Origin of the sequence: Streptomyces sp. NPDC050617, assembly GCF_040654795.1 — a bacterium.
In the GTDB taxonomy this organism is placed as follows: Bacteria; Actinomycetota; Actinomycetes; order Streptomycetales; family Streptomycetaceae; genus Streptomyces.
This window is the reverse complement of record NZ_JBFAIS010000044.1, coordinates 17,838-39,407: the sequence shown is the minus strand read 5'-3', so window position 1 is coordinate 39,407 and position 21,570 is coordinate 17,838. Positions and strand designations below refer to the sequence as shown.

General features: G+C 70.7%; 18 protein-coding genes. 9 read left to right on the top strand and 9 right to left on the bottom strand.

The features are described from left to right. Nucleotides 1-4: 4 nt before the first annotated feature. The 4 genes from AB0I49_RS35965 to cseC all read left to right on the top strand — a co-directional run bounded on the left by AB0I49_RS35965 (nt 5) and on the right by cseC (nt 3,585). Nucleotides 5-553 (top strand): SigE family RNA polymerase sigma factor, encoded by a 549-nt coding sequence (locus tag AB0I49_RS35965; protein WP_363135313.1) that lies wholly within the window; start codon nt 5-7, stop codon nt 551-553. Next, nucleotides 541-1,299, top strand: a complete 759-nt coding sequence (locus AB0I49_RS35960) for a hypothetical protein (RefSeq protein ID WP_363231429.1) — start codon at nt 541-543, stop codon at nt 1,297-1,299. Before AB0I49_RS35965 ends, AB0I49_RS35960 begins: the two co-directional genes overlap by 13 nt. A 7-nt stretch (nt 1,300-1,306) precedes the next feature. Beyond that, complete coding sequence (gene cseB, locus AB0I49_RS35955; protein ID WP_363231428.1) at nt 1,307-2,017, top strand: two-component system response regulator CseB; 711 nt, start codon at nt 1,307-1,309, stop codon at nt 2,015-2,017. A gap of 275 nt (nt 2,018-2,292) precedes the next feature. After that, nucleotides 2,293-3,585 carry a two-component system sensor histidine kinase CseC gene (gene cseC / locus AB0I49_RS35950; protein WP_363231427.1) on the top strand — a complete coding sequence of 431 codons (1,293 nt, stop codon included), beginning with the start codon at nt 2,293-2,295 and terminating at the stop codon, nt 3,583-3,585. A 17-nt stretch (nt 3,586-3,602) separates the two neighbouring features. On the opposite strand, the gene AB0I49_RS35945 is transcribed toward cseC, so the two are convergent. Both AB0I49_RS35945 and AB0I49_RS35940 read right to left on the bottom strand, forming a co-directional pair. Continuing rightward, nucleotides 3,603-4,058, bottom strand: coding sequence for a VOC family protein (locus tag AB0I49_RS35945; protein WP_363231426.1), 456 nt, complete (start codon nt 4,056-4,058; stop codon nt 3,603-3,605). Nucleotides 4,059-4,386: 328 nt separating this feature from the next. Beyond that, a complete protein-coding gene (locus tag AB0I49_RS35940) occupies nt 4,387-5,610 on the bottom strand; it encodes an MFS transporter (RefSeq protein ID WP_363231425.1) in 1,224 nt (407 codons plus the stop codon). A gap of 56 nt (nt 5,611-5,666) precedes the next feature. Between AB0I49_RS35940 and AB0I49_RS35935 the strand changes: the two genes are divergently transcribed. Beyond that, entirely contained in the window at nt 5,667-6,347 is a 681-nt protein-coding gene (locus AB0I49_RS35935) for a CGNR zinc finger domain-containing protein (RefSeq protein WP_363231424.1), read from the top strand. A 166-nt stretch (nt 6,348-6,513) separates the two neighbouring features. Here AB0I49_RS35935 and AB0I49_RS35930 read toward each other — a convergent pair whose 3' ends face one another. Further along, the gene (locus AB0I49_RS35930; RefSeq protein WP_363231423.1) at nt 6,514-8,034 is read right to left on the bottom strand and encodes an MDR family MFS transporter; all 1,521 of its coding nucleotides are present in this window, start codon (nt 8,032-8,034) and stop codon (nt 6,514-6,516) included. A 250-nt stretch (nt 8,035-8,284) separates the two neighbouring features. On the opposite strand from AB0I49_RS35930, the gene AB0I49_RS35925 reads away from it, so the two are divergent. Next, nucleotides 8,285-8,884: a TetR/AcrR family transcriptional regulator gene (locus AB0I49_RS35925; RefSeq protein ID WP_363231422.1), complete on the top strand. Its 600-nt coding sequence runs from the start codon at nt 8,285-8,287 to the stop codon at nt 8,882-8,884. Nucleotides 8,885-9,015: 131 nt separating this feature from the next. On the opposite strand, the gene AB0I49_RS35920 is transcribed toward AB0I49_RS35925, so the two are convergent. The 3 genes from AB0I49_RS35920 to AB0I49_RS35910 all read right to left on the bottom strand — a co-directional run bounded on the left by AB0I49_RS35920 (nt 9,016) and on the right by AB0I49_RS35910 (nt 12,574). Beyond that, nucleotides 9,016-9,729, bottom strand: a complete 714-nt coding sequence (locus AB0I49_RS35920) for a M23 family metallopeptidase (RefSeq protein ID WP_363231421.1) — start codon at nt 9,727-9,729, stop codon at nt 9,016-9,018. Nucleotides 9,730-11,076: 1,347 nt separating this feature from the next. Continuing rightward, nucleotides 11,077-11,730, bottom strand: a complete 654-nt coding sequence (locus AB0I49_RS35915; protein ID WP_363231420.1) for a GNAT family N-acetyltransferase — start codon at nt 11,728-11,730, stop codon at nt 11,077-11,079. Between the two features lie 127 nt (nt 11,731-11,857). Further along, the gene (locus AB0I49_RS35910; protein ID WP_363231419.1) at nt 11,858-12,574 is read right to left on the bottom strand and encodes an SDR family oxidoreductase; all 717 of its coding nucleotides are present in this window, start codon (nt 12,572-12,574) and stop codon (nt 11,858-11,860) included. An 80-nt stretch (nt 12,575-12,654) separates the two neighbouring features. Here AB0I49_RS35910 and AB0I49_RS35905 point away from each other — a divergent pair, with 80 nt between their 5' ends. After that, nucleotides 12,655-13,473, top strand: coding sequence for a helix-turn-helix transcriptional regulator (locus tag AB0I49_RS35905; RefSeq protein ID WP_363231418.1), 819 nt, complete (start codon nt 12,655-12,657; stop codon nt 13,471-13,473). Here AB0I49_RS35905 and AB0I49_RS35900 read toward each other — a convergent pair. Continuing rightward, nucleotides 13,470-14,309 carry a TioE family transcriptional regulator gene (locus AB0I49_RS35900; protein WP_363231417.1) on the bottom strand — a complete coding sequence of 280 codons (840 nt, stop codon included), beginning with the start codon at nt 14,307-14,309 and terminating at the stop codon, nt 13,470-13,472. The two genes, AB0I49_RS35905 and AB0I49_RS35900, sit on opposite strands and share 4 nt — an antisense overlap. Before the next feature lie 195 nt (nt 14,310-14,504). Here AB0I49_RS35900 and AB0I49_RS35895 point away from each other — a divergent pair, with 195 nt between their 5' ends. Both AB0I49_RS35895 and abc-f read left to right on the top strand, forming a co-directional pair. Further along, nucleotides 14,505-15,668, top strand: a complete 1,164-nt coding sequence (locus AB0I49_RS35895) for an erythromycin esterase family protein (protein WP_363231437.1) — start codon at nt 14,505-14,507, stop codon at nt 15,666-15,668. Between the two features lie 618 nt (nt 15,669-16,286). Continuing rightward, nucleotides 16,287-17,990 (top strand): ribosomal protection-like ABC-F family protein, encoded by a 1,704-nt coding sequence (gene abc-f / locus AB0I49_RS35890; RefSeq protein ID WP_363231416.1) that lies wholly within the window; start codon nt 16,287-16,289, stop codon nt 17,988-17,990. Between the two features lie 41 nt (nt 17,991-18,031). On the opposite strand, the gene AB0I49_RS35885 is transcribed toward abc-f, so the two are convergent. Both AB0I49_RS35885 and AB0I49_RS35880 read right to left on the bottom strand, forming a co-directional pair. Continuing rightward, the gene (locus tag AB0I49_RS35885; RefSeq protein ID WP_363231415.1) at nt 18,032-18,682 is read right to left on the bottom strand and encodes a LysE family translocator; all 651 of its coding nucleotides are present in this window, start codon (nt 18,680-18,682) and stop codon (nt 18,032-18,034) included. A gap of 230 nt (nt 18,683-18,912) precedes the next feature. After that, nucleotides 18,913-21,438 (bottom strand): ATP-dependent Clp protease ATP-binding subunit, encoded by a 2,526-nt coding sequence (locus AB0I49_RS35880; RefSeq protein ID WP_363231414.1) that lies wholly within the window; start codon nt 21,436-21,438, stop codon nt 18,913-18,915. Nucleotides 21,439-21,570: the final 132 nt, after the last annotated feature.

Below are 21,570 nucleotides of genomic sequence, written 5' to 3'. Positions count from 1 at the left end.
TCGGATGGCTGGCAGCGGCAAGGTTCTGGATTTTGAGGAGTACGTCCGCAACCGGCAGGACGCGCTGTTGCGCAGTGCCCGCCGACTGGTTCCGGACCCCATCGACGCTCAGGACCTGCTCCAGACCGCGCTGGTGCGCACGTACGGCCGCTGGGACGGCATAGCCGACAAGTCGCTGGCCGACGCCTATCTCCGACGTGTCATGATCAACACTCGCACGGAGTGGTGGCGCGCCCGTAAGCTCGACGAGGTGCCGACCGAGCAGCTGCCGGACGCGAGCGTCGAGGACGGCACCGAGCAACACGCCGACCGCGCCCTGCTGATGGACATCCTCGGAGTCCTCGCCCCCAAGCAGCGCAGCGTCGTCGTGCTGCGACACTGGGAGCAGATGAGCACTGAGGAGACGGCGGAGGCGCTCGGCATGTCGACCGGCACGGTCAAGAGCACGCTGCACCGGGCGCTGGCCCGTCTGCGTCAGGAACTGGAGAGCCGCGACCTGGACTTCCATGCGCTGGAACGAGGCGAGCGGGGGCAGGAACGGTGCGCGGCCTGAGAAAGCCGGCTCCCCCCAAGCGAGCACTGATCACCGGCGGCACGGCGGCCTCCATGGCCGCCGCCGCCTGCCTCGTGCTGTCCGGCTGCAACGCGAGCGGCGAGGGCGTACGGAAAGAGGGCCCCGCGCGCAGCGAGAGCGCGGCCAAAGCGAAGAGAACACCTTCGGCGTCGCCTTCTCCCTCCCAGGAGAAGGTCGACGCCGTCGCGCTGATCAAGGGCGACCCGAAGGTCAGCCCGCAGATCAAGCGGAATCTGAAGCCGTGCGCGAAGGACCAGTACCCCGTCGACGTCTCGTACGGGCAGCTGACCGGCGCGGCCCGGACCGACATCGTGGTGAACATCCTGACCTGCGGCGACTCCTTCGGCGTGGGCGCCTATGTGTACCGGCCCAAGGACGACTCGGGCTCCGGGTCGGACTCGGGATCGGGGTCGGGATCGGGATCGACGTCGGGATCGGGGGCGAGCTCGGGATCGGGGGCGCGTTCGGGCGCGGACTCGTACGAGAATGTGTTCTCGGTCGAGCAGTCGCCCGTCTACGCCGACATCGACCGCCGTGACCTGCGGGTGACCAAGCAGATCTACGCTTCGGGGGACGCGGTGTGCTGCCCGTCCAGCGAGGACGTGGTCACGTACCACTGGACGAAGAACAAGTTCCAGGAGACCGGGCGCACGCACACCGACTACAGCAAGACCGTCAACGGCGACGACAAGGACGACCTCCCCAGCGCGGGAACGGAGGGCTAGAGCAGCGGTGGCCGATACACATGTGCTTTTCGTCGAGGATGACGACGTCATCCGCGAGGCCACCCAGCTCGCCCTGGAGCGCGACGGCTTCGAGGTGACCGCCGTGCCGGACGGGCTGACCGGGCTGGAGAAGTTCCGCGCCCACCAGCCGGACATCGCGCTGCTCGATGTGATGGTGCCGGGGCTGGACGGCGTCAGCCTGTGCCGCCGGATCCGCGACGAGTCGACCGTCCCGGTGATCATGCTGTCGGCGCGCGCCGACTCCATCGACGTGGTGCTCGGCCTGGAGGCCGGCGCCGACGACTACGTCACCAAGCCCTTCGACGGCGCCGTGCTCGTCGCCCGCATCCGGGCGGTGCTGCGGCGCTTCGGCCACGCCAGCGGGCCGGGCGGCGCGGCGTCCTCCGGCGCCGACGACGCGCAGCTGGAGGGCGGCGTGCTGACCTTCGGCGACCTGGAGGTCGACACCGAGGGGATGGAGGTGCGCAAAGGAGGCCGGTCCGTCGCGCTGACCCCGACCGAGATGCGGCTGCTGCTTGAGTTCTCGGGCGCGCCCGGCACCGTGCTCTCCCGCGACCGGCTGCTGGAGCGGGTCTGGGACTACGGCTGGGGCGGCGACACCCGCGTCGTCGACGTCCATGTGCAGCGGCTGCGCGGCAAGATCGGCCAGGACCGCATCGAGACCGTCCGCGGCTTCGGCTACAAACTTCGAGGCTAGCCTCTCCTCATGGTGCCGCACCCTCTCGGCGGAAGTCCTCACGGCGGCCGTCCCTCCGGTGGAAGTCATCACGGTGGAGGTCCCCTCGGTGGCCGCCCCTCCGGTGGACGTCCCCTCGGCGGAAGTCCTCTCGCGTCCCGGCAGCCGTCCGCGAGTGCGCCTGTGTCCGTGCCCGCGTCCGCGCCGGGGCCGGGCGCGCGGCGATGCGCGCCGCAGAGCGGGGCGCGGGGCGTGGCGCGGAACGCAGCGCAGGACGTAGCGCGGGGCGTGGCGCGGTGAAGCTCTCCCTGCGCACCGGGCTGCGCTGGAAGGTCAGCCTCGCCATCGCCGGGGTGGGCGCGCTCGTCGCCATCGCCCTGAGCCTCGTCGTGCACAACGCCGCACGCGTCTCGATGCTCGACAACAGCCGCGATGTCATGGACCAGCGGGTGCAGGACGCCCAGCGCATCTACGACTCCACCCACCGGCTGCTGTTCCGCACGAAGATCGACGACCCGGCGCTGCCGCAGCAGCTGCGGGAGGCCGCTGCCGTCGGGCTGCGCGCCACCTACCTCCAGGACTCGGGCGGCGCCCCGGAGGTATGGGCCTCCGTGCCGCTGCGCGACGGCAAGATCCTCTCCGTCCACACCCGGTTCAAGGACCGCTTCGCGATCCTCGACGAGCTGGACAAGGCGCTGGTCATCGGGTCGATCTCGGTGGTGCTCGGCGGTTCCGCGCTCGGCATCCTGATCGGCGGACAGCTCTCCCGGCGGCTGCGCAAGGCGGCCGTCGCCGCCCGCAACCTCGCCGAGGGCGAGTCGGACGTGCGCGTCGGCGACTCCATCGGCGGCCGGGTGCGCGACGAGACGGACGACCTCGCGCGCGCCGTGGACGGGATGGCTGAGGCGCTCCAGGACCGGCTGGAGGCCGAGCGGCGCGTCACCGCCGACATCGCGCACGAGCTGCGCACCCCGGTCACCGGCCTGCTCACCGCCGCCGAACTGCTGCCGCCGGGCCGCCCCACCGAGCTCGTACGGAACCGGGCGCAGGCGATGCGCACGCTCGTCGAGGACGTACTGGAGGTGGCGCGGCTGGACGGCTTCGCGGAGCGGGCCGAGATGCAGGACGTCGAACTCGGCGAGTTCGTGATGCGCCGGGTCCGGGTGGTCGCCCCGGACGCCCACTGCCGGGTCATCCGGGACGCCTACGTCTCCACCGACCCCCGCCGCCTCGAACGCATCCTCGGCAACCTCCTCGCCAACGCCGCCAAGCACGGCAAGGGGCCGTTCGAGGTCACGGTCGAGGGCCGGGTGCTGCGGGTCCGCGACCACGGTCCGGGGTTCCCGGAGGAACTGCTGCGGGAGGGCCCGAGCCGCTTCCGCACGGGCAGCAAGGACCGCGCGGGCAAGGGCCACGGCCTGGGCCTGACCATCGCGGCCGGCCAGGCCAGGGTTCTCGGCGCACGGCTGACCTTCCGCAACGCGGACCCGGTCGCCGAGGGCGGCACCGGAGCCGTGGCGGTGCTGTGGCTACCGGAGTCGGCCCCCACCAGCACCGGGAGCTTCCCGGTGATCCAGGTCCCGGACTGATCGGACGGAGCCGCCGCCTACTCGGTGCACTCCCCCCAGCTCTTGCTCATGTCCATCTTCTCGCTCGGCTGAGTGAGCGCGAAGCAGTTGCCCGAGTCGTCCTGGAAGACCGCCTCGATGCCGTACGGCCGCTCCTGCGGCTCCTGGAGGAACACGACGCCCTTCGCGCTGAACGCCTCGTAGTCGCCCTTGATGTCGTCGGTGGTCAGCACTCCGGGGCCCAGCACTCCCTTGGCGACCAGCTTCTTCACCATCTCGACGGATTCCTCGTCCAGCCTGCCCTTGCTGGGCAGCGACAGCGTCAGTTCGAGGTCCGGCTGGTTCTTGGCGCCGACGGTCAGCCAGCGCATTCCGTCGTCGCCGCCGATGGTCATGTCCATACGGACCTCGAAGCCGAGCTTTTCGGTGTAGAACTCCTTGGCCCGGTCCTGGTCGAGCACCCAGACGTTGCCGATGGCGAGACCCTTGATCATGACGCGCTCCTAGGGATGAGGTCCGTCACTACCACCGTAGGCAGGGACGGGTACAGCACGCTTCTTGAGAGCGGCGCGAGCGGACGGCTGCCCGCACACGGCCCCCTCTTGCCGTCTTGCTAGATGTCTTGCTGCCTTGCGGGTGTCTTGCTGCCTTGCGGAGGGCTTGCTGCCTTGCGGAGGTCTTACTGTCCTGCGGGTGTCTTGCTGTCTTGGATGCTGGCACAGGGGTCTGACAATCGGCCCTGACCTGCGAGGACTCGACTGGGGGCCGCGCGGCGCCGCGCCCCCGGCCGGCGGTCACCGGCGGGCGGTCACCGGCGGCCGGTCACCGCCCCGAAGGGACACCCGAAGAGGCACCCGAAGAGACAGCGGCAGCCGGGCGCGCGAGGCCGACCGCGGCGAAGACCAGCGCGGCGAGGGCCTCGGTCCCGGCGGCCGTCGTCAGCGCGCCCGTCAGGGACCAGCTCGCGAGCTGCCCGGCGAGCCCCGCCCCGACCGCGAACCCGGTGATCTTCAGGCTCGCGCCCGTGGTGAAGATCTGCCCGCGCAGTTCCTCGGGCGCCTCCCGGTGCCGTACCGCGAAGAGCGCGGTGAGCTGCGGGCCCTCGCCGATGCCCGCGAGCACCATGGCGGCGATGAGCGGTACGGTCCGGCCCGTCGCCGCCAGCAGGAACGCGGCCGCGAGGACGAGCGGGCTGCACCACAGGACGGTGTCCGGGCGCAGCAGCCGGGGGAAGCGGGAGAGCGCCGCATTGGCCGCGAGGGCGGAGGCGGCGACGACGGAGAGCAGCAGCGCGCCATGTCCGGCGCCGCCGAGTACCCGTGCCCCGAGCACCGGGGCACACGCCACGAGCATGCCCTCGCCGACGCAGGAGACGACGGAGGCCGCCGTCGCCCGCGCCAGGGCCCGTGTCCGTACGACGGCGCGGAAGCCCGCCGCGAGGCCGGCGAGGACCGAGGCCGCCGGTGCGGCGGCGCGCGCCGGGCGGCGCACCGCGGGCAGCGTCCACGCGGAGGGCACGGCGAGGCAGATGAGGACGACGGCGACCGCCACCCCGGTCGGCGCTCCGGCCGACCCGGCGACGGTTCCGGCCAGGGCCGGGCCCGCCAGGGCGGCGATGTTGAAGGTCATCGCGTCGAAGGCGGTGGCGCGCGGCAACGCCTCGGGCGCCGCGACGCGCGGCAGCTGCGAGGTCCAGCCGCCGGCCAGGGCCGGTCCCAGCAGCCCCGCGAGCACCGCGATCCCCACCGAGCAGACGAAGGGGGCGCGGCCGAGGCTGCTGAGGACGGCGGCCAGGGCGACGGCGTAGCCCACGAGCGCCCCGGCCAGCAGCCGACCGGGGTGCGCGGACCGGTCGAGCAGCACCCCGAAGAGCGGGCCGCCCGCCGCGGCCGAGACCGTCATGCCCGCCAGCAGCGCGGCCCCGGAGGACGCCGATCCGGTGGCCGCGAGCCCGGCCAGCAGGAGAGCGGGCCCCGACATCTCGTCGCCGATACGGGCGGTCGCCGCGCCGAGCGCGTACGACCCCACCGCGTAACGCTTTCTCATGGGCAGCACGTTACGTACGTAACGCAGAACTTGACCAGGCGCGTTACATTCGTCGGGTGCTGACTTCGAATGGCAAGGTGAGCGGCGGTCCGGACGGCGAGTGGTCCACCCGGCTCTCGGCGCAGAACACCGCCCGGCGGACCGCGGCCTTGATCAACGCCCTGTCCGCCGACGGTTACGGCCCCGCCGATGGAACCGCCCATGGAACCGCCTACGGCCCCGCCGCCGACACCGCCGATTCCGCGGTGGTCGACACCGCCGATGCCGCGGCGGTCGATGCCGTCGTCGAGGTGCTGCGCGCGTACGGCGAACCCGAACCCCTCTCCCTCTCCGCCCGCGACATCGCGGAGATGCGGGCGGTGGCCGAGTCCCTGCGGGAGGTGTTCGCCGTCGAGGGCGACATGGACGCGGCCGACGCCGCGGCCGTACTGAACCCCCTCCTCCAACGCACCACCGGCACCCTCCGCCTCACCTCGCACGGCGACGGTTCCCCCTGGCACCCCCACCTCGACAGCCACGACGACGCGCCCTGGGCGGAGTGGTTCCTGGCCTCGTCCTGCCTCGCCCTGACCGTTCTCGTCTGGGACCGCCAGCGCCCGCCGGGCGGCCTCTGCGCGTCGCCGCGCTGCCGCAACGTCTTCGTCACGCTCAACAGCGGCCCCGCCCGCCGCTACTGCTCACGCCGCTGCGCGACACGCGAACGCGTGGCGGCCCACCGCCGCGCCCGGACCGAGTAACACCCGAACCGAGCACCCAAAGTTCTGGAAAACCAGCCGCACCCGTCCCCCGACCCAGGGGGCGGGCGGGGAACGGGTGCGGCGGCCGACGATGGCCGGTGTGGTCGGCGATGGCCGGTGCGGTCGGTGGTGGCCGGCGATGGCCGGTGCGGTCGGCCTCAGCGCGTCAGGCGCTGCTGGCCGCCGTCTGCTCGGCCGGGGAGGCGTCCGCGGAGGCGGAGTCCGTCTCCTTCTTCGGCTCGGAGCCGCGAAGCGGGATCTCCTTTATGAACCAGGCGCAGATGAAGCCGATGATGCTGATGCCCGCGCCCCACAGGAAGACGTTGTGCGTACCGCTGGAGACGGCGTGCATGTACGCGTCCCGGACCATGGCCGGCAGCTTGGGGAGTGCCTTCGGGTCCATCTGCGCCCCGCCGGAGACGACCGCGCCGCCCTTGTCCCCGAGGCGCGCCACCATCGTGTCCTTCACCTGGTTGGTGAAGATCGCACCGAAGATCGCGACGCCGAACGAGCCGCCGATCGTACGGAAGAGGGTGGCCGACGACGAGCCGACGCCCATGTCCTTCATCTCGACGCTGTTCTGCGCGATGAGCATGGTCATCTGCATCAGGAAGCCCATGCCGGCGCCGAGCACCGCCATGTAGACGCCCGAGGTGAAGCGCGAGGTCCCGGTGTCCATCTGGGCCAGCAGGAACAGCCCGATGGTGATCAGCGCGCCGCCCATGATCGGGAACATCTTGTACTTGCCGGTGTTGGTGGTGACCCGGCCCGCGATCAGCGAGACGGTCATCATCGACAGCAGCATCGGGAGCAGCAGCAGGCCGGAGTTGGTGGCCGAGGCGCCCTGCACGGACTGCTGGTAGAGCGGCAGGAAGGTCATCGACCCGAACATCACGAAGCCGACCAGGAAGCCGATCACCGTGACGAGCGAGAAGTTGCGGTTGCGGAAGATGTGCAGCGGCAGTATCGGCGCGTTGACCTTGCGCTCGACGAAGACGAAGGCGATGAGCGCGGCGACGCCGAGGACGCCCAGCCCGATGATGCGGCCGGAGCCCCAGGCGTACTGCGTGCCGCCCCAGGTGGTGATCAGCACGAGCGAGGTGATGCCGATGGTCAGCAGGGCCGCGCCCACGTAGTCGATCCGGCCCTCGGCCCGCTTCTTCGGGAGGTGCAGTACAGCCGTGACCATGGCCAGGGCGATCGCGCCGAGCGGCAGGTTGATGTAGAAGGACCAGCGCCAGCCGAGGTGGTCGGTGAGGGTGCCGCCGACCAGCGGGCCGCCGATCATGGCGACGGCCATCACGCCGGCCATCATGCCCTGGTACTTGCCGCGCTCACGAGGCGGGATCAGGTCGCCGATGATCGCCATCACGCCGACCATCAGACCGCCGGCGCCCAGGCCCTGGACGGCGCGGAAGGCGATCAGCTGGTCCATCGACTGCGACATGCCCGACAGGGCCGAGCCGATGAGGAACAGCACGATCGAGGTGAGGAAGATGCCCTTACGCCCGTACATGTCGCCGAGCTTTCCCCAGATGGGGGTGGAGGCGGCGGTGGCGAGCGTGTAGGCGGTGACCACCCAGGAGAGGTGGCTGAGGCCGCCGAGCTCTCCCACGATGGTGGGCATCGCGGTGCCCACGATCATGTTGTCCAGCATGGCCAGCAGCATGGCGATCATCAGTGCCATGAGGACGACACGCACACTGCGCGGTTGCCGAGCCTTTACCGAACTGTCCGGCGAATCCACTGGTGGGGCCTCGTGTCGGGAACGGGCGCTTGACATACTTTTTGCTCCCCCTGGGGCGGCAAGAGAGCCGGACCAGCAACTTACTTGCCGCCCGGCTAGATGGGTACACTCGGTAAGGTAGACGTCTACTAGCCGGGCGTCAAGTAAGTTTCAATGGGCCCCACACCCAGACGAACGCAGGAGAGCATCCATGGGCACACCGCACACGCGCCGGGGCGACACGCGCCAGCGCATCCAGGACGTCGCTCTCGGACTCTTCGTCGAGCAGGGCTACGAGAAGACCTCACTCCGGGAGATCGCCGAGGCGCTGGACGTCACCAAGGCGGCCCTCTACTACCACTTCAAGACGAAGGAAGACATCTTCGTCTCCATCTTCGAGGACCTCGGCCGCCCCCTGGACGAGCTCATCGCCTGGGCCGAGACACAGCCCCACACCCTGGAGACCATGACGGAGCTCCTGCGCCGCTACAGCACGTCCCTCCACGAGGCCGCCCCCCTCTTCCGCTTCATGCAGGAGAACCAGGCGACGGTGCGCGAGCTGAGCATCGGCGAGCGCTTCAAGGGACGCATGATCGCCATGAGCCAGCTGCTCAAGGACCCCAAGGCGCCGCTGGTGGACCAGGCCCGCTGCGTGGTCGCGCTGTTCAGCCTGCACGCCGGAATGTTCGCCCTCAACAACATCGAAGGCGACCCCGAGGAAAAGCGCAAGGCTGTCCTGGAGGTCGCCATCGATCTGGTGACGCAGGCCCATGGATCCTCTGACGGATCCCCCGACGGATCTCATGCGTGAAATGCGTACGGTCGCGGCGGGCTCCTTTCACATAGGAACCCGCCGCGACCGGAGCCAGGCGACCGGAGCCAGGCGACCGGAACGGCCGCCGTATATCAGTTATCAGTCCGCTCTTCCGCTCTCGGAGTTCGTCAGAGCTTGTCGCCGTGGGCCTTCATGAAGCCGAGCGGCTCGACGGCGGTGCCGTAGTTCGGGGTGGTGCGGATCTCGAAGTGCAGGTGCGGGCCGGTCGAATTGCCGGTGGAACCGGAACGGCCGATCTCCTGACCCGTCTTTACGGACTGGCCGACGTGAACACCGATCTTCGAAAGGTGCGCGTACTGGGAGTACGTGTTGTCGTCGTGCTTGACCACAATGGCATTGCCGTACGCGGGACCGTCGCCGCCGCCGTTCGGGCCGGCCTTCACGACCGTACCGCCGTGCACGGACTTCACCGGGGTGCCGGTGTCGACCACGAGGTCCTGCCCGCTGTGGTTGTGCGACCAGTGGCTGCCGGCGATGCCGAAGGGCTGGCCTATCTGGTAGGAGTCCACCGGCTTCACCCAGGAGGACGCCTTCTTCGCGGCGTCCTTCTTGTGCTGCTCGGCGGCCTTCTTCTCCTTCTCGGCGGCCTTCTTCTGACCGCTGGCCTGAGCCTTGATCGCATGGTCGATCGTCGACACCGAACCCAGCTCCAGCAGGCTGCCGTGGCCGGCGTCCGCCGCCAGCGCGACACCGGAGCCGAGCGCGGCCGAGGCGCCGAGACCGGCGGCCAGAATTGCGGCGCGGGTACGGAGAACGGACTTGTTCGACCCGGTCGGCTCGGTCGACTTCTTCGGACTACGGAACGGGGCGTGCTTCGACATGCGGAACAACCTCCAGGGGTGCCAGGAATGAATAAGTCCCGGCTGCGGACCGGGAGCGCCATACCTTGGTAACCCGCCAATGCCGTGCCGCCAAGGGCGGGCTGCTACTAGGCTCGGCCGTACCGGGGGAAAGGGAATTCCGCCTCTTACGGATACCGGGTCGCGCGCCGCAGAACCCCCCATGGAACGACGCCGAAACGCCCGGCCAGCCATAGCGGGCTCCCGCTGACCTGCCCGTAAGCGGACACCCCCGAAAGCCCCGCCCGCCTCCCCCACAAAAGCCCCGAGCCCACCGGGCCGAAAGTCCCGGAATCATTCGCGACGCTTCCCCTAAACTGTTTAGTACCGGGGTAAAGCGCTGTGCCGCATGTCACCGCGACATAAGATCCACTCGAATTCCGGCGGGGCTTTCGGACGTCCGTTTCGGGACCTCCGGCCTGGGGGGGGATTGGGTTGGGGGTGGGGCGGTATTCGGTGTGGGTGGGTGCGGGTTTCGTCTCGGGCCCTGCGGGCCCAGAGCGCCAGCAGCGGCAGGGGAGGGGGCGGGGCGGGGGCCGGTTCGCTGCCTGCGGCCCGGCTCACGGCCGAGGTCAGAACGGGCTCCGCTGCGCTCCGCCGCTGGCTGCTGCCGCGAAGTGGTCATGGTGCGGACTTCGGGTGCGGGCGCGTCTCGGGCCTGCGGCCCACGGCAACCGAAGCGGGAGGGAGGGGACTGCGGGCGACCGGGTCGGGGGCGACGCATGTCCGGGGACGGTTGCCGCCCGTAGAAGAGGGGCCCAAGGGTGGGGAAACCCCGCTCTGACGGCGAGTGCGCCCGGTATGTCCGATGCGCCAGGTCCACCGTTCAACAGGGTGCGACTACCGCCCGATCTGGTGCCCGAAAAGGAACTTTTGCCGGGCGGCAACCGCACCCTACCTACCAGTAGCCGACTGCGGAGCGCAGCGGAGCCTCCTACAGGGCCCCCACCGCCCCACCCTCCACTCCAGGCGCTGTGGACCCACAGGGTCCGAGACGAAAGCCGCGCCAGAACAACCGGCAGCAACCCCATCGCGGCAGCAGCCAGCGGCGGAGCGCAGCGGAGCCCGTTCTAACCCCAGCTACGAACCCACCTGGCAGCCAGCGAACCAACACCCGCCCCGCCCCCTCCCCTGCCGCTGCCGGCGCTCTGGGCCCGCAGGGCCCGAGACGAAACCCGCACCCCACCCACCCCGAATACCGCCCCACCCTCCAACACCACCCCACCCGACAGCAGCCACCCCAACCACCAGGCCCCAGCCCCCAGGACTCCGGGGGTGTTGGGCTTGAAGCTGTCGCAGCGGAAGGCTCTGCCGCTCAAGCCGGCGGCCTCAGGGCCGATAGATGCACTCCGCCAGAGTCGATGCCTTCTTCCACCCCAGCGTCTCGTACAGCGCACGCCCGGCATCGGTCGCGGCGAGAACTCCGAAACCGGCCCCCGCGCCCACCGCGCGGTCGGCGAGCGTGCGCATCACGTACTGACCGAGCCCGCGCCGCCGATGGGCTCCCCCGGTCTCCACCTGGTCCACGACCCCGGCCTCCCCCACCACCGCGACCTGCCCCCTGGCTGCCAGTTCCCCCGTTCCGTCCAGGACCCGCACGTGGACGACGGACCCACGGCTCTCCACGACCGCCGTGTACCCCTCGGGCACAACCGGGTCCGTGGTCACGAGGTCGGTCGCCATCACATGGCCGGACTCCTCGTGGGCCGGCACCCAGCCCGGCGGCAGCCAGGGCTCGATCTCCTCGGGCTCCGCCGGCATCTTCATCCAGGTACGCGGCGTGTTCACCGCACCCGCGGCGCTACGGACCAGCGCCTCATCGGCCTCGGGCAGGACATGCCGCCCCACCTCCCGGGGGTTGCCGGCGACCTCTATGTAGAAGCCCCAGGGCTTCCGCACCGGCGGCGGTGTCCCCCGTGAAACGGCCCAGCCCGCCACCCAAGCCCTGACCGTCTCCGCGACCATCAGCCCCACCCCCGTCACATAGACGACTACAGCAATACGTAATAGCTACAAACCAGTAGTGCACATTACGTAGCTGCTCCCCGTCCAGCACCCGGTTTAGCGGATCATCGCCCCTTCTACCTCTCCAGCCCCTCTGGTCACTCCATCACCACGGCACCGGCGTCCCGTCCCAGGAGAAGAACCCGCCCGTCGGCCCGTCCTCCGGCAGTAGCGCCAGGCGTACGGCCCCCTGGGCGGCCTCCGCCGGGTCACCGCTCGCCGCGGCCGCGCGGCCGTTGAGGTCGGTGGCCCGTAGGCCCGGAGCGAGCGCGTTGACCTTGAAATTCTCCTCGGCCAGCGTCTGCGCGTACAGGACGGTGAGCGCGTTGAGGGCGGTCTTCGACGACCGGTACGCCGCCGCGCCGCCATGGCCGTGCGCGAACTGGGGGTTCGGGCCCGTACTCCAGGTCAGCGACCCCGTCCCGCTGGAGACGTTGACGATCCGGGGGCGCGGGGAGCGGCGCAGCGCGGGAAGAAACGCGTTGGTGACCGTGACGACCCCGAAGACATTGGTCTCGTACGTACGCCGGAACTCATCAGCGCCCGATTCCGCCGGCAGCGCGAGCGAAGGCGAGATGCCCGCGTTGTTGACCAGGACGTCCAGCCGGTCCACGCGCCGGGCCGCCGCGGCCACCCCGTCCGGGTCCGTCACGTCGAGGACGAGCGGCCGCGCCGCGTCGCCGATCTCCTCCGAGGCCCGCCGCCCGCGCTCGGCGTCGCGGGAACCCACGTACACGGTGAACCCCTCCGCGGCGAGCAGGCGCGCGATCTGCTTGCCGATTCCCTTGTTGGCACCAGTGACAAGTGCTGTGCGATCGTTCATGACAGCTACGGTCCCCGGGCGGCGGCCCCTTTGCCAGGGATCACCTGTACCAGGCAGACAGGCTGCGGGAGGAGAGCGCCATGGCACGACAGGAACTGGCCCGCTTCCTGCGGGAACGCCGCGCGGCCCTGCGCCCGTACGACCTCGGCCTCCCCGCCGACGCCCACACCCCGCGCCGGACCCCTGGCCTGCGCCGCGAGGAGGTGGCGGAGCTGGCCCATATGTCCGTCGACTACTACGTACGGCTTGAGCAGGCGCGCGGCCCGCGCCCCTCCCCCCGCGTCCTGGACGCGCTGGCCCGAACGCTGCGCCTGACGCCGGCCGAGCGCGGCCACCTCTTCCGCCTCGCCGGTACGAGCGCGCCGCCGCCCGCCGCCGGCCACGTACGGACCGTGCGCCCGCACGTGGCCGGGATGCTGCGGCGGCTGCCGGAGACCGGCGCGGTCGTCACCGACGCGGCGTACGGCGTCGTCGCCTGGAACCCGCTGGCCCAGGCCCTGCTGGGCGGCGACCTCGGGCGGGGGACGGCGAACCTGGCCCGTCGCCGGTTCCTGGGCGAGGGGCGGCTGTACGAGAGTTCCAGCGTCGAGGAGTTCGGGAGTGTGGTGGTGGCGCGGCTGCGGCGGGCCGCCGACCGCTATCCGTACGATCCCCGGCTCGCCGCGCTGCTGGGCGAGCTGCACGCCGGCAGCGAGGAGTTCCACCAGCTCTGGGAGACGCGCCCGGTCCACGCCCCCGGCCACCGCACCAAGACCATCGACCATCCGGCGGCGGGCAGACTCCGGCTGAACTGCGACGTTCTCCTCGTCCCCGAGGACGACCAGGAAATCGTCCTGATCACGGCCGACCCGGGGTCGCCCTCGGCACGGGCGCTGCGGGGGCTGGCCCCGAGCGGTTAGGGGCGCGGGGGCCGACCACCCCCACCCCCGGCCCCGGCCCCGACATCGGCCTCGGCCTCGCGCGCGCGGAGGTACGAGTCCAGCTCGGCGGCCCCGGCCAGCATCGCCCGCCCTCGGGCGGACAGCCGGCCGTGCCAGTCGCGCAGCGCGCCCTCCAGCGGCTCCAGCCCGCCGGCCGCCCGCACCTGGGCGATCAGTGGGGCGATCTGTTCCAGCAGGTAGCCGCCGCGCCTGAGCTGGTGGGCGAGCCGTACGTCCCGTACGTCGGCCTCGTCGTAGACGCGGTAGCCGGTCAGCGGGTCGCGTCGCGGGCGCACCAGCCCGGCGCGCTCCCATTTGCGCAGCGTCGCGGGCCGTATCCCGAGTTTCTCCGCCAGCGGCCCGATGAACGTGCCGCCGCCGGGCCCGCCTGCCGTGGCGGACCCGCGCGCCGCGCCGGGTTCCAGATCGCGTAGGGCGCTCTCCACGGCCTGCAAGGTCCGCCGGTCGTCGAGGAGTTGGGCGTGGCTCTCATCGATGAGACGGAACGCGGCATCGACCGCGCCCTCATTCACGCCCTCACTCACGCCCTCATTCCCGGCCTCATTCGCGACCTCATTCACAGCCTGCATGATCGACGTCGCCGTCTGATGGCCGTGCCCCGGAACCAGGGCGAGGAACGCGCACAGTGCCCGCTCGTGCAGCGAGGTGTAGGCGCGGTAGCCGCTGGGCGTACGACCGGCGGCCGGGAGGATGCCGGCCTCCTCGTAATTCCTGACCGCCTGCGTGGACAGACCGTGCTCGCGCGCCAGGTCAACCGGCCTGAGCCGTTCGCCGTTTTGAAGGTTTCGCCCCATGGAATCAACAATATAGCGAGAGTTCTTCGGATAAGTTTCCACCGAAGGTTCAACGATACTGTTAAGTGCATGACCACTGACAGCAAGGACATCGCCACCGCCGCCTGCCCCGACGACATCGCCGCCCAGACCGTCGCCGCCCACCCCGTCACCACCCAGACCGCCGCCACCCACCCCGTCGACGCCGCCTCCCTCATGAGGCTGCTCCCGTCCCGGCCCCGGGTGCTCGCCCTGGGCGAGCCCACCCACGGCGAGGACGCTCTCCTCGAACTGCGCAACGAGCTCTTCCAGCAGCTCATCGAGCAGGAGGGCTACCGGACGATCGCGATCGAGAGCGACTGCGTGATGGGCCTGCTCGTGGACGACTACGTCACCGGGGGCTCCGGCGCCCCCGGCACCCTCGACGAGGTCATGGAGCGCGGCTTCAGCCACCACTTCGGCGCGTCCGCCGCCAACCGCGAACTCGTGCGCTGGATACGGGACTACAACGACGGCCGGCCCGCGTCCGACCGCGTCCACTTCACCGGCTTCGACGGCCCGCTGGAGATCACCGGCGCCGCGAGCCCCCGCCAGGCCCTCGCCGCGCTCCACGGCTACCTCGCCGCCCAGGTCGACGCGGAACTGCTCCCCTGCACCGTGGAAACACTCGACCGTCTGCTCGGGTCCGACGAGCGGTGGACCGACGAAGCCGCGATGACGGACCCGTCCCGGTCGGTGGGGCGGACGGCCGAGGCCGGTCGGCTGCGGCTGCTCGCCGACGACTTGGCGACGCTGCTCGACACGCAGATGCCGCACCTGATCACGGCGACCTCGCGGGAGGACTGGGACCGGGCGCGCCTGTACGGACGTACGGCCACCGGCCTGCTGCGCTACCACCACGGGATGGCCGACACGTCGCCGACCCGCATGTCGCGACTGTGCGCGCTGCGGGATTCGATGATGGCCGCCAACCTCCGCGCTCTCGCCGAACGAGGCCCGGTGCTCGTCTTCGCCCACAACAGCCATCTCCAGCGGGAGCGGAGCACAATGCGCATGTGGGACCAGCCGCTGCTCACGTGGTGGAGCGCCGGTGCGCTGGTCAGCGCCCAACTCGGCGAGGACTACGCCTTCGTGGCCATGGCCCTGGGCACCATCCGCCACCGGGGCGTGGGCGTCCCGCCGCCGAACACCCTCGAAGGTCTCTTGTACGAGCTCCCGGACTCCCCCCACGTCCTGGCCCCCCACCAACTGGCCGCAGCCCTGGGCGCCCCTCTTCCCCCGCCCCGCCAATCTCCCTGGTTCGGTTACGCCCCTCTGGACCCGGCCCACCTGCCGACCATCGACGGCCTGGTGTTCGTAAGGGACGTCCCTCAGCGCTGACGGCGAGGTGGGGGATGGGCTCCCCCTCCCCCGGAAAATGGAGCGACCCTCCTCGCAAACCCCGCTAGCCTGTCCCCATGCATATGCGTTTCTTCTTCGTCTGATTCGCCTTCGGGAGCCGTAGCGCTTCCCGGGCGGCAGTGGGCGTGCGGCTTTGTGCCGCGCCCGTGGTGATCGGTTTACTCGGCGGCCCTCTCGCGGCGCGGCACTACTACCGCGCCGTCGAATTGGCACGCCTCGATCTGCCCGTATCAGGCATGTATCCGTCAGACCCCTCGGGTCCCCAAGACCCGTTAGGCCGTATCTCTCGGGTCGTATCCGTCGGCACCTATCCGACAGGTCGCATCCGGTCGTATCCGGCCGACTTCGATCGCACCTGATCGTGTCTGACCACATCCGTTCGTGCAGCCGTTCTCACAGTCGTCCTCGCGGCCGTTCGCGGACGAGTTCACGCGCCAGTTCACGCGCCGTTTCGCGCGCCGTTTCGCGCGCCGATTCGTGCGTCAGCTCACGCGTCCGTCCGCGCCTCCGCTCACGCCCGCGCGCAGCGAATTGGCTCCCTCTCGGTTACCCCGCATTACTCATGGTTACGTCACTGCCGAGAAGGTGGATCCGCGCATGCAGAACTCATATCCCTCACACCCCACTCAGGCCCCTCAAGCCCCTCAGACCTTTCAGATCGCCCTGTCCGATGTCGTGCGCGCGCCGGCGCCGGGGCGGCCCGCCGTGCTGGACGGAGTCGCGGTGTCCGTCGCTCTGGGTGAGCGGATCGGGGTAATCGGAGAGAACGGTTCCGGTAAGTCGACGCTCCTGCGCATGATCGCCGGGGTCGACGCGCCCGACAGCGGGCAGGTGCTCGTACAGGCCCCCGGCGGCCTCGGCTATCTGCCGCAGACGCCGGACCTTCCGCTCGACGGCACCGTGCAGAGCGCTGTCGATCACGCCCTGGCGGACCTGCGTCGGCTCGAAGCGCGGATGCGCGCCGCCGAGGCCGAGCTCGGCGGCGGCACCGGTGATCTCGACGCCAAGCTGCGGGAGTACAGCGCCCTCATCGAGGCGTTCGAAGCCCGTGACGGGTACGCGGCCGACGCCCGCGTGGAGGCGGCCCTGCACGGGCTCGGGCTGGGCGGTATCGGCCGGGAGCGGGTGCTCGGCAGCCTCTCCGGCGGCGAGCTGTCCCGGCTCGGGCTCGCCTGCCTGCTCGCCGCGTCCCCGCAGTTGCTGCTGCTGGACGAGCCGACCAACCACCTCGACGCGGCGGGGCTGGAGTGGCTGGAGGAGCGGCTGCGCCGCCATCGCGGCAGCGTGCTGGTCGTCTCGCACGACCGCCTGTTCCTGGAACGCGTCGCCACCGCCCTCTGGGAAGTCGACACCGAACGGCGCACCGTCACCCGGCACGGCAGCGGCTACGCCGGCTACCTGCGCGAGAAGGCCGCCGCCCGGCTCCGCTGGGAGCAGGAGCACCAGAACTGGCTCGCCGAAGTCGACCGACAGCGCGCCCTGGCCGACACTGCCTCCGGCACGCTCGCCGCCGGTCCGCGCCGCGACGCCGAGCGCTCCGCCCAACGGCACCAGCGGAATGTCGAGAAGCAGATATCCGCCCGCGTACGCAACGCCAGGGAGCGGCTGCGACGGCTGACGGAAGCACCCGTTCCGCAGCCCCCGGAGCCCCTGCGCTTCACGGCGCGGCCGGCAGGCGGGGCGGCCATCAGCCCCCGCACCACCCTGGCCGACGTCCGCCAGATACGCGTGGGCGACCGCCTCGACGTCGAGTCCTTCCAGGTCGGAGCCGGTGAGCGGGTACTCGTCACCGGGCCCAACGGGGCCGGCAAGAGCACCCTGCTCCGCGTCCTGGCAGGCGTCGCGGAACCCGACCACGGCCACGTCACCCGCGCCCGCAGAACCGGCTGGCTACCGCAGGAGAGCGCCGGCGAGATCACCGACGCGCGCGCCACCCTGCTGGCCGCCTATGCCGAGTCCGCGCCCGGCGCCCCCGAAGAGCACCGCGAGGCGCTGCTCGGGCTCGGGCTGTTCCGCCCGGACGACCTGCTGACGCCGGTGGGCGCCCTGTCCGTCGGGCAGCTGCGCCGTCTCTCCTTGGCCCGCCTGCTGCGGCGCCCGGTCGACCTCCTGCTGCTCGACGAGCCGACCAACCATCTCTCCCCCGCCCTGGTCGAGGACCTGGAGGAGGCCCTGTCCCACTACCGGGGCGCACTGGTCACCGTCTCCCACGACCGCATGCTCACCCAGCGCTTCACGGGGCGGCGCGTCGAGCTGGAAGGAGGCCGCATACGGTCGGAATCCCGCATTCCGGCCTCGTAGGGCCCGTAAGCCTTCCCAGGTCCCAGGCCCGCACCCCGGCCTCAGTCCCCCAGCGCCAGCTTCACCCCGAACCCCACGATCACCGTGCCCGTCACCCGGTCCAGCACCCGCCGCGCCGACGGCTTCCGCAGCCAGCCGCGCAGCGCCCGCGCGAAGGCGACGAGCACGGTGGACCAGAGCAGGCCCAGCACCACATGGACGCTCGTGAGCAGCAGGCCCGTGGCGAGGTGCGGCGCGGTCGCCGGGATGAACTGGGGCAGGACGGCGACGTAGAACACGCCGACCTTGGGGTTCAGCGCGTTCGTCAGCAACCCGCGCCGCCAGCCGCCGAGCAGGCTGTCGGACGGGTCGCCGAGCGCCGCCGCCTCCTGCCGCTCGGCGTCGCCCTCGCCGCCGTCGCCGCGCCAGGTGAGCCAGAGCATCCGCGCGCCCATCCACAGCAGGTACGCCGCCCCCGCCCAGCGCAGCGTCTGGTACGCGACCTGGGAGGCGGCCAGCAGCGCCGTGACGCCCAGGGAGGTCAGGGCGCCCCACAGCAGCGTTCCGCTCTGGATGCCCAGCACGACGCCCCACGCGCGGCGGCGCTCGCCCAGGGCGGCCGTCCGCAGGACGAGGGCGGTGTCGAGGCCGGGGGTCAGCGTGAGCAGCCCTACGACCAGGGCGAAGGACCAGAGCGCGGTGGTGATGGCCATACGGCGAGCCTAAGCGCCCGTGATCACGTCGGCACGATCAGCCCCGAACCGTACCCAGACGGAATTCCGGCCCCGGCCCCGCGCACGGGGGAGCGACCGGGCCCCGGCCCCGCCGCCCAGCCCCGTACGGGAAGGCCCGGCCCCGGCCCGTAAAACGAAAAAAGCCAGCCCCGGACCGTTGCATACGGTCCGGGGCCGGCCCCTCGCACATCGCCGTCAGGCGGTGCGCGTCACGCGTCCTTGCTCAGGTTCGGACCGGCGCCGCCGGCCGCCTGCTCAATCGGCGGGGTGTCCGGCAGGGCCGCCTTCTCCTCGCCGCGGAAGGTGAACTTCTGCTGTTCACCCTCGCCCTCGACGCCGACGACCACGATGTGACCGGGGCGCAGCTCACCGAAGAGGATCTTCTCGGAGAGGATGTCCTCGATCTCCCGCTGGATCGTCCGGCGCAGCGGCCGGGCGCCCAGGACCGGGTCGTAGCCCCGCTTGGCGAGCAGCGACTTGGCGTCCGCGCTGAGCTCGATGCCCATGTCGCGGTCCTTGAGCCGCTCGTCCACCTTGGCGAGCATGAGGTCGACGATCTGGATGATGTCTTCCTCGGTCAGCTGGTGGAAGACGACCGTGTCATCGACGCGGTTGAGGAACTCGGGGCGGAAGTGCTGCTTGAGCTCTTCGTTGACCTTGTTCTTCATGCGCTCGTAGTTCGTCTTCACATCGGCCGTGCCCGCGAAGCCGAGGTTGAAGCCCTTCGAGATGTCCCGGGTGCCCAGGTTGGTCGTCATGATGATGACCGTGTTCTTGAAGTCGACGACCCGGCCCTGGGAGTCGGTCAGCCGACCGTCCTCCAGGATCTGGAGCAGCGAGTTGAAGATGTCCGGGTGGGCCTTCTCGACCTCGTCGAAGAGGACGACGGAGAACGGCTTGCGGCGCACCTTCTCGGTGAGCTGGCCGCCCTCCTCGTACCCGACGTAGCCGGGAGGGGAGCCGAAGAGCCGGGAGACCGTGTGCTTCTCGCTGAACTCCGACATGTCGAGGGAGATCAGCGCGTCCTCGTCGCCGAAGAGGAACTCGGCGAGCGTCTTGGACAGCTCGGTCTTACCGACGCCGGACGGGCCCGCGAAGATGAACGAGCCGCCGGGGCGCTTCGGGTCCTTGAGGCCCGCACGCGTGCGCCGGATGGCCTGGGAGAGCGCCTTGATGGCGTCCTTCTGGCCGATGACGCGCTTGTGCAGCTCGTCCTCCATGCGCAGCAGCCGGGAGGACTCCTCCTCGGTCAGCTTGAAGACCGGGATGCCGGTGGCCGTGGCCAGGACCTCGGCGATCAGCTCGCCGTCGACCTCGGCGACGACGTCCATGTCGCCGGCCTTCCACTCCTTCTCCCGCTTCGCCTTGCCGGCGAGGAGCTGCTTCTCCTTGTCGCGCAGCGAGGCCGCCTTCTCGAAGTCCTGCGAGTCGATCGCGGACTCCTTGTCCCGGCGCACGTCGGCGATCTTCTCGTCGAACTCGCGGAGGTCCGGCGGCGCGGTCATCCGGCGGATGCGCATCCGGGAGCCGGCCTCGTCGATCAGGTCGATCGCCTTGTCCGGCAGGAAGCGGTCGGAGATGTAGCGGTCGGCCAGGGTGGCGGCCTGGACCAGCGCCTCGTCCGTGATGGAGACCCGGTGGTGGGCCTCGTAGCGGTCGCGCAGGCCCTTGAGGATCTCGATGGTGTGCGGCAGCGACGGCTCCGCGACCTGGATGGGCTGGAAGCGGCGCTCCAGCGCGGCGTCCTTCTCCAGGTGCTTGCGATACTCGTCGAGCGTGGTGGCGCCGATCGTCTGGAGCTCGCCGCGGGCCAGCATCGGCTTCAGGATCGAAGCCGCGTCGATCGCGCCCTCGGCGGCGCCCGCACCCACGAGGGTGTGGAGCTCGTCGATGAACAGGATGATGTCGCCGCGGGTGCGGATCTCCTTGAGGACCTTCTTCAGGCGCTCCTCGAAGTCACCGCGGTAGCGGGAGCCGGCGACCAGCGCGCCGAGGTCCAGGGTGTAGAGGTGCTTGTCCTTGAGGGTCTCGGGCACCTCGCCCTTGACGATGGCCTGCGCCAGGCCCTCGACGACCGCCGTCTTGCCGACGCCGGGCTCGCCGATGAGGACCGGGTTGTTCTTGGTACGGCGGGACAGCACCTGCATGACCCGCTCGATCTCCTTCTCGCGCCCGATGACCGGGTCGAGCTTGGATTCGCGGGCGGCCTGGGTCAGGTTGCGGCCGAACTGGTCCAGGACGAGGGAGGTCGAGGGCGTGCCCTCGGCCGGGCCGCCTGCCGTGGCGGCCTCCTTGCCCTGGTAGCCGGAGAGCAGCTGGATGACCTGCTGCCGCACCCGGTTCAGATCGGCGCCCAGCTTCACGAGGACCTGGGCGGCGACACCCTCACCCTCGCGGATCAGGCCGAGCAGGATGTGCTCCGTACCGATGTAGTTGTGGCCGAGCTGAAGGGCCTCGCGGAGCGACAGCTCCAGGACCTTCTTGGCACGGGGGGTGAAGGGAATGTGCCCGGACGGGGCCTGCTGGCCCTGCCCGATGATCTCCTCCACCTGCTGGCGGACCGCCTCGAGCGAAATCCCGAGGCTCTCCAGGGCCTTAGCGGCGACACCCTCACCCTCGTGGATCAGGCCCAGGAGGATGTGCTCGGTGCCGATGTAGTTGTGGTTGAGCATCCGGGCTTCTTCCTGAGCCAGGACGACAACCCGCCGCGCGCGGTCGGTGAACCTCTCGAACATCGTTAATCGCTCCTCAGAGCGGTCAGGCAGATCGGGGACGGTCCCCTCCCTGTCCTTCCGCATGCTAGTCCCGTAGGACGGGACAGCTCATTCCAACTGCCGACATCCGTCCGGATCACCCCCACCGCAGCG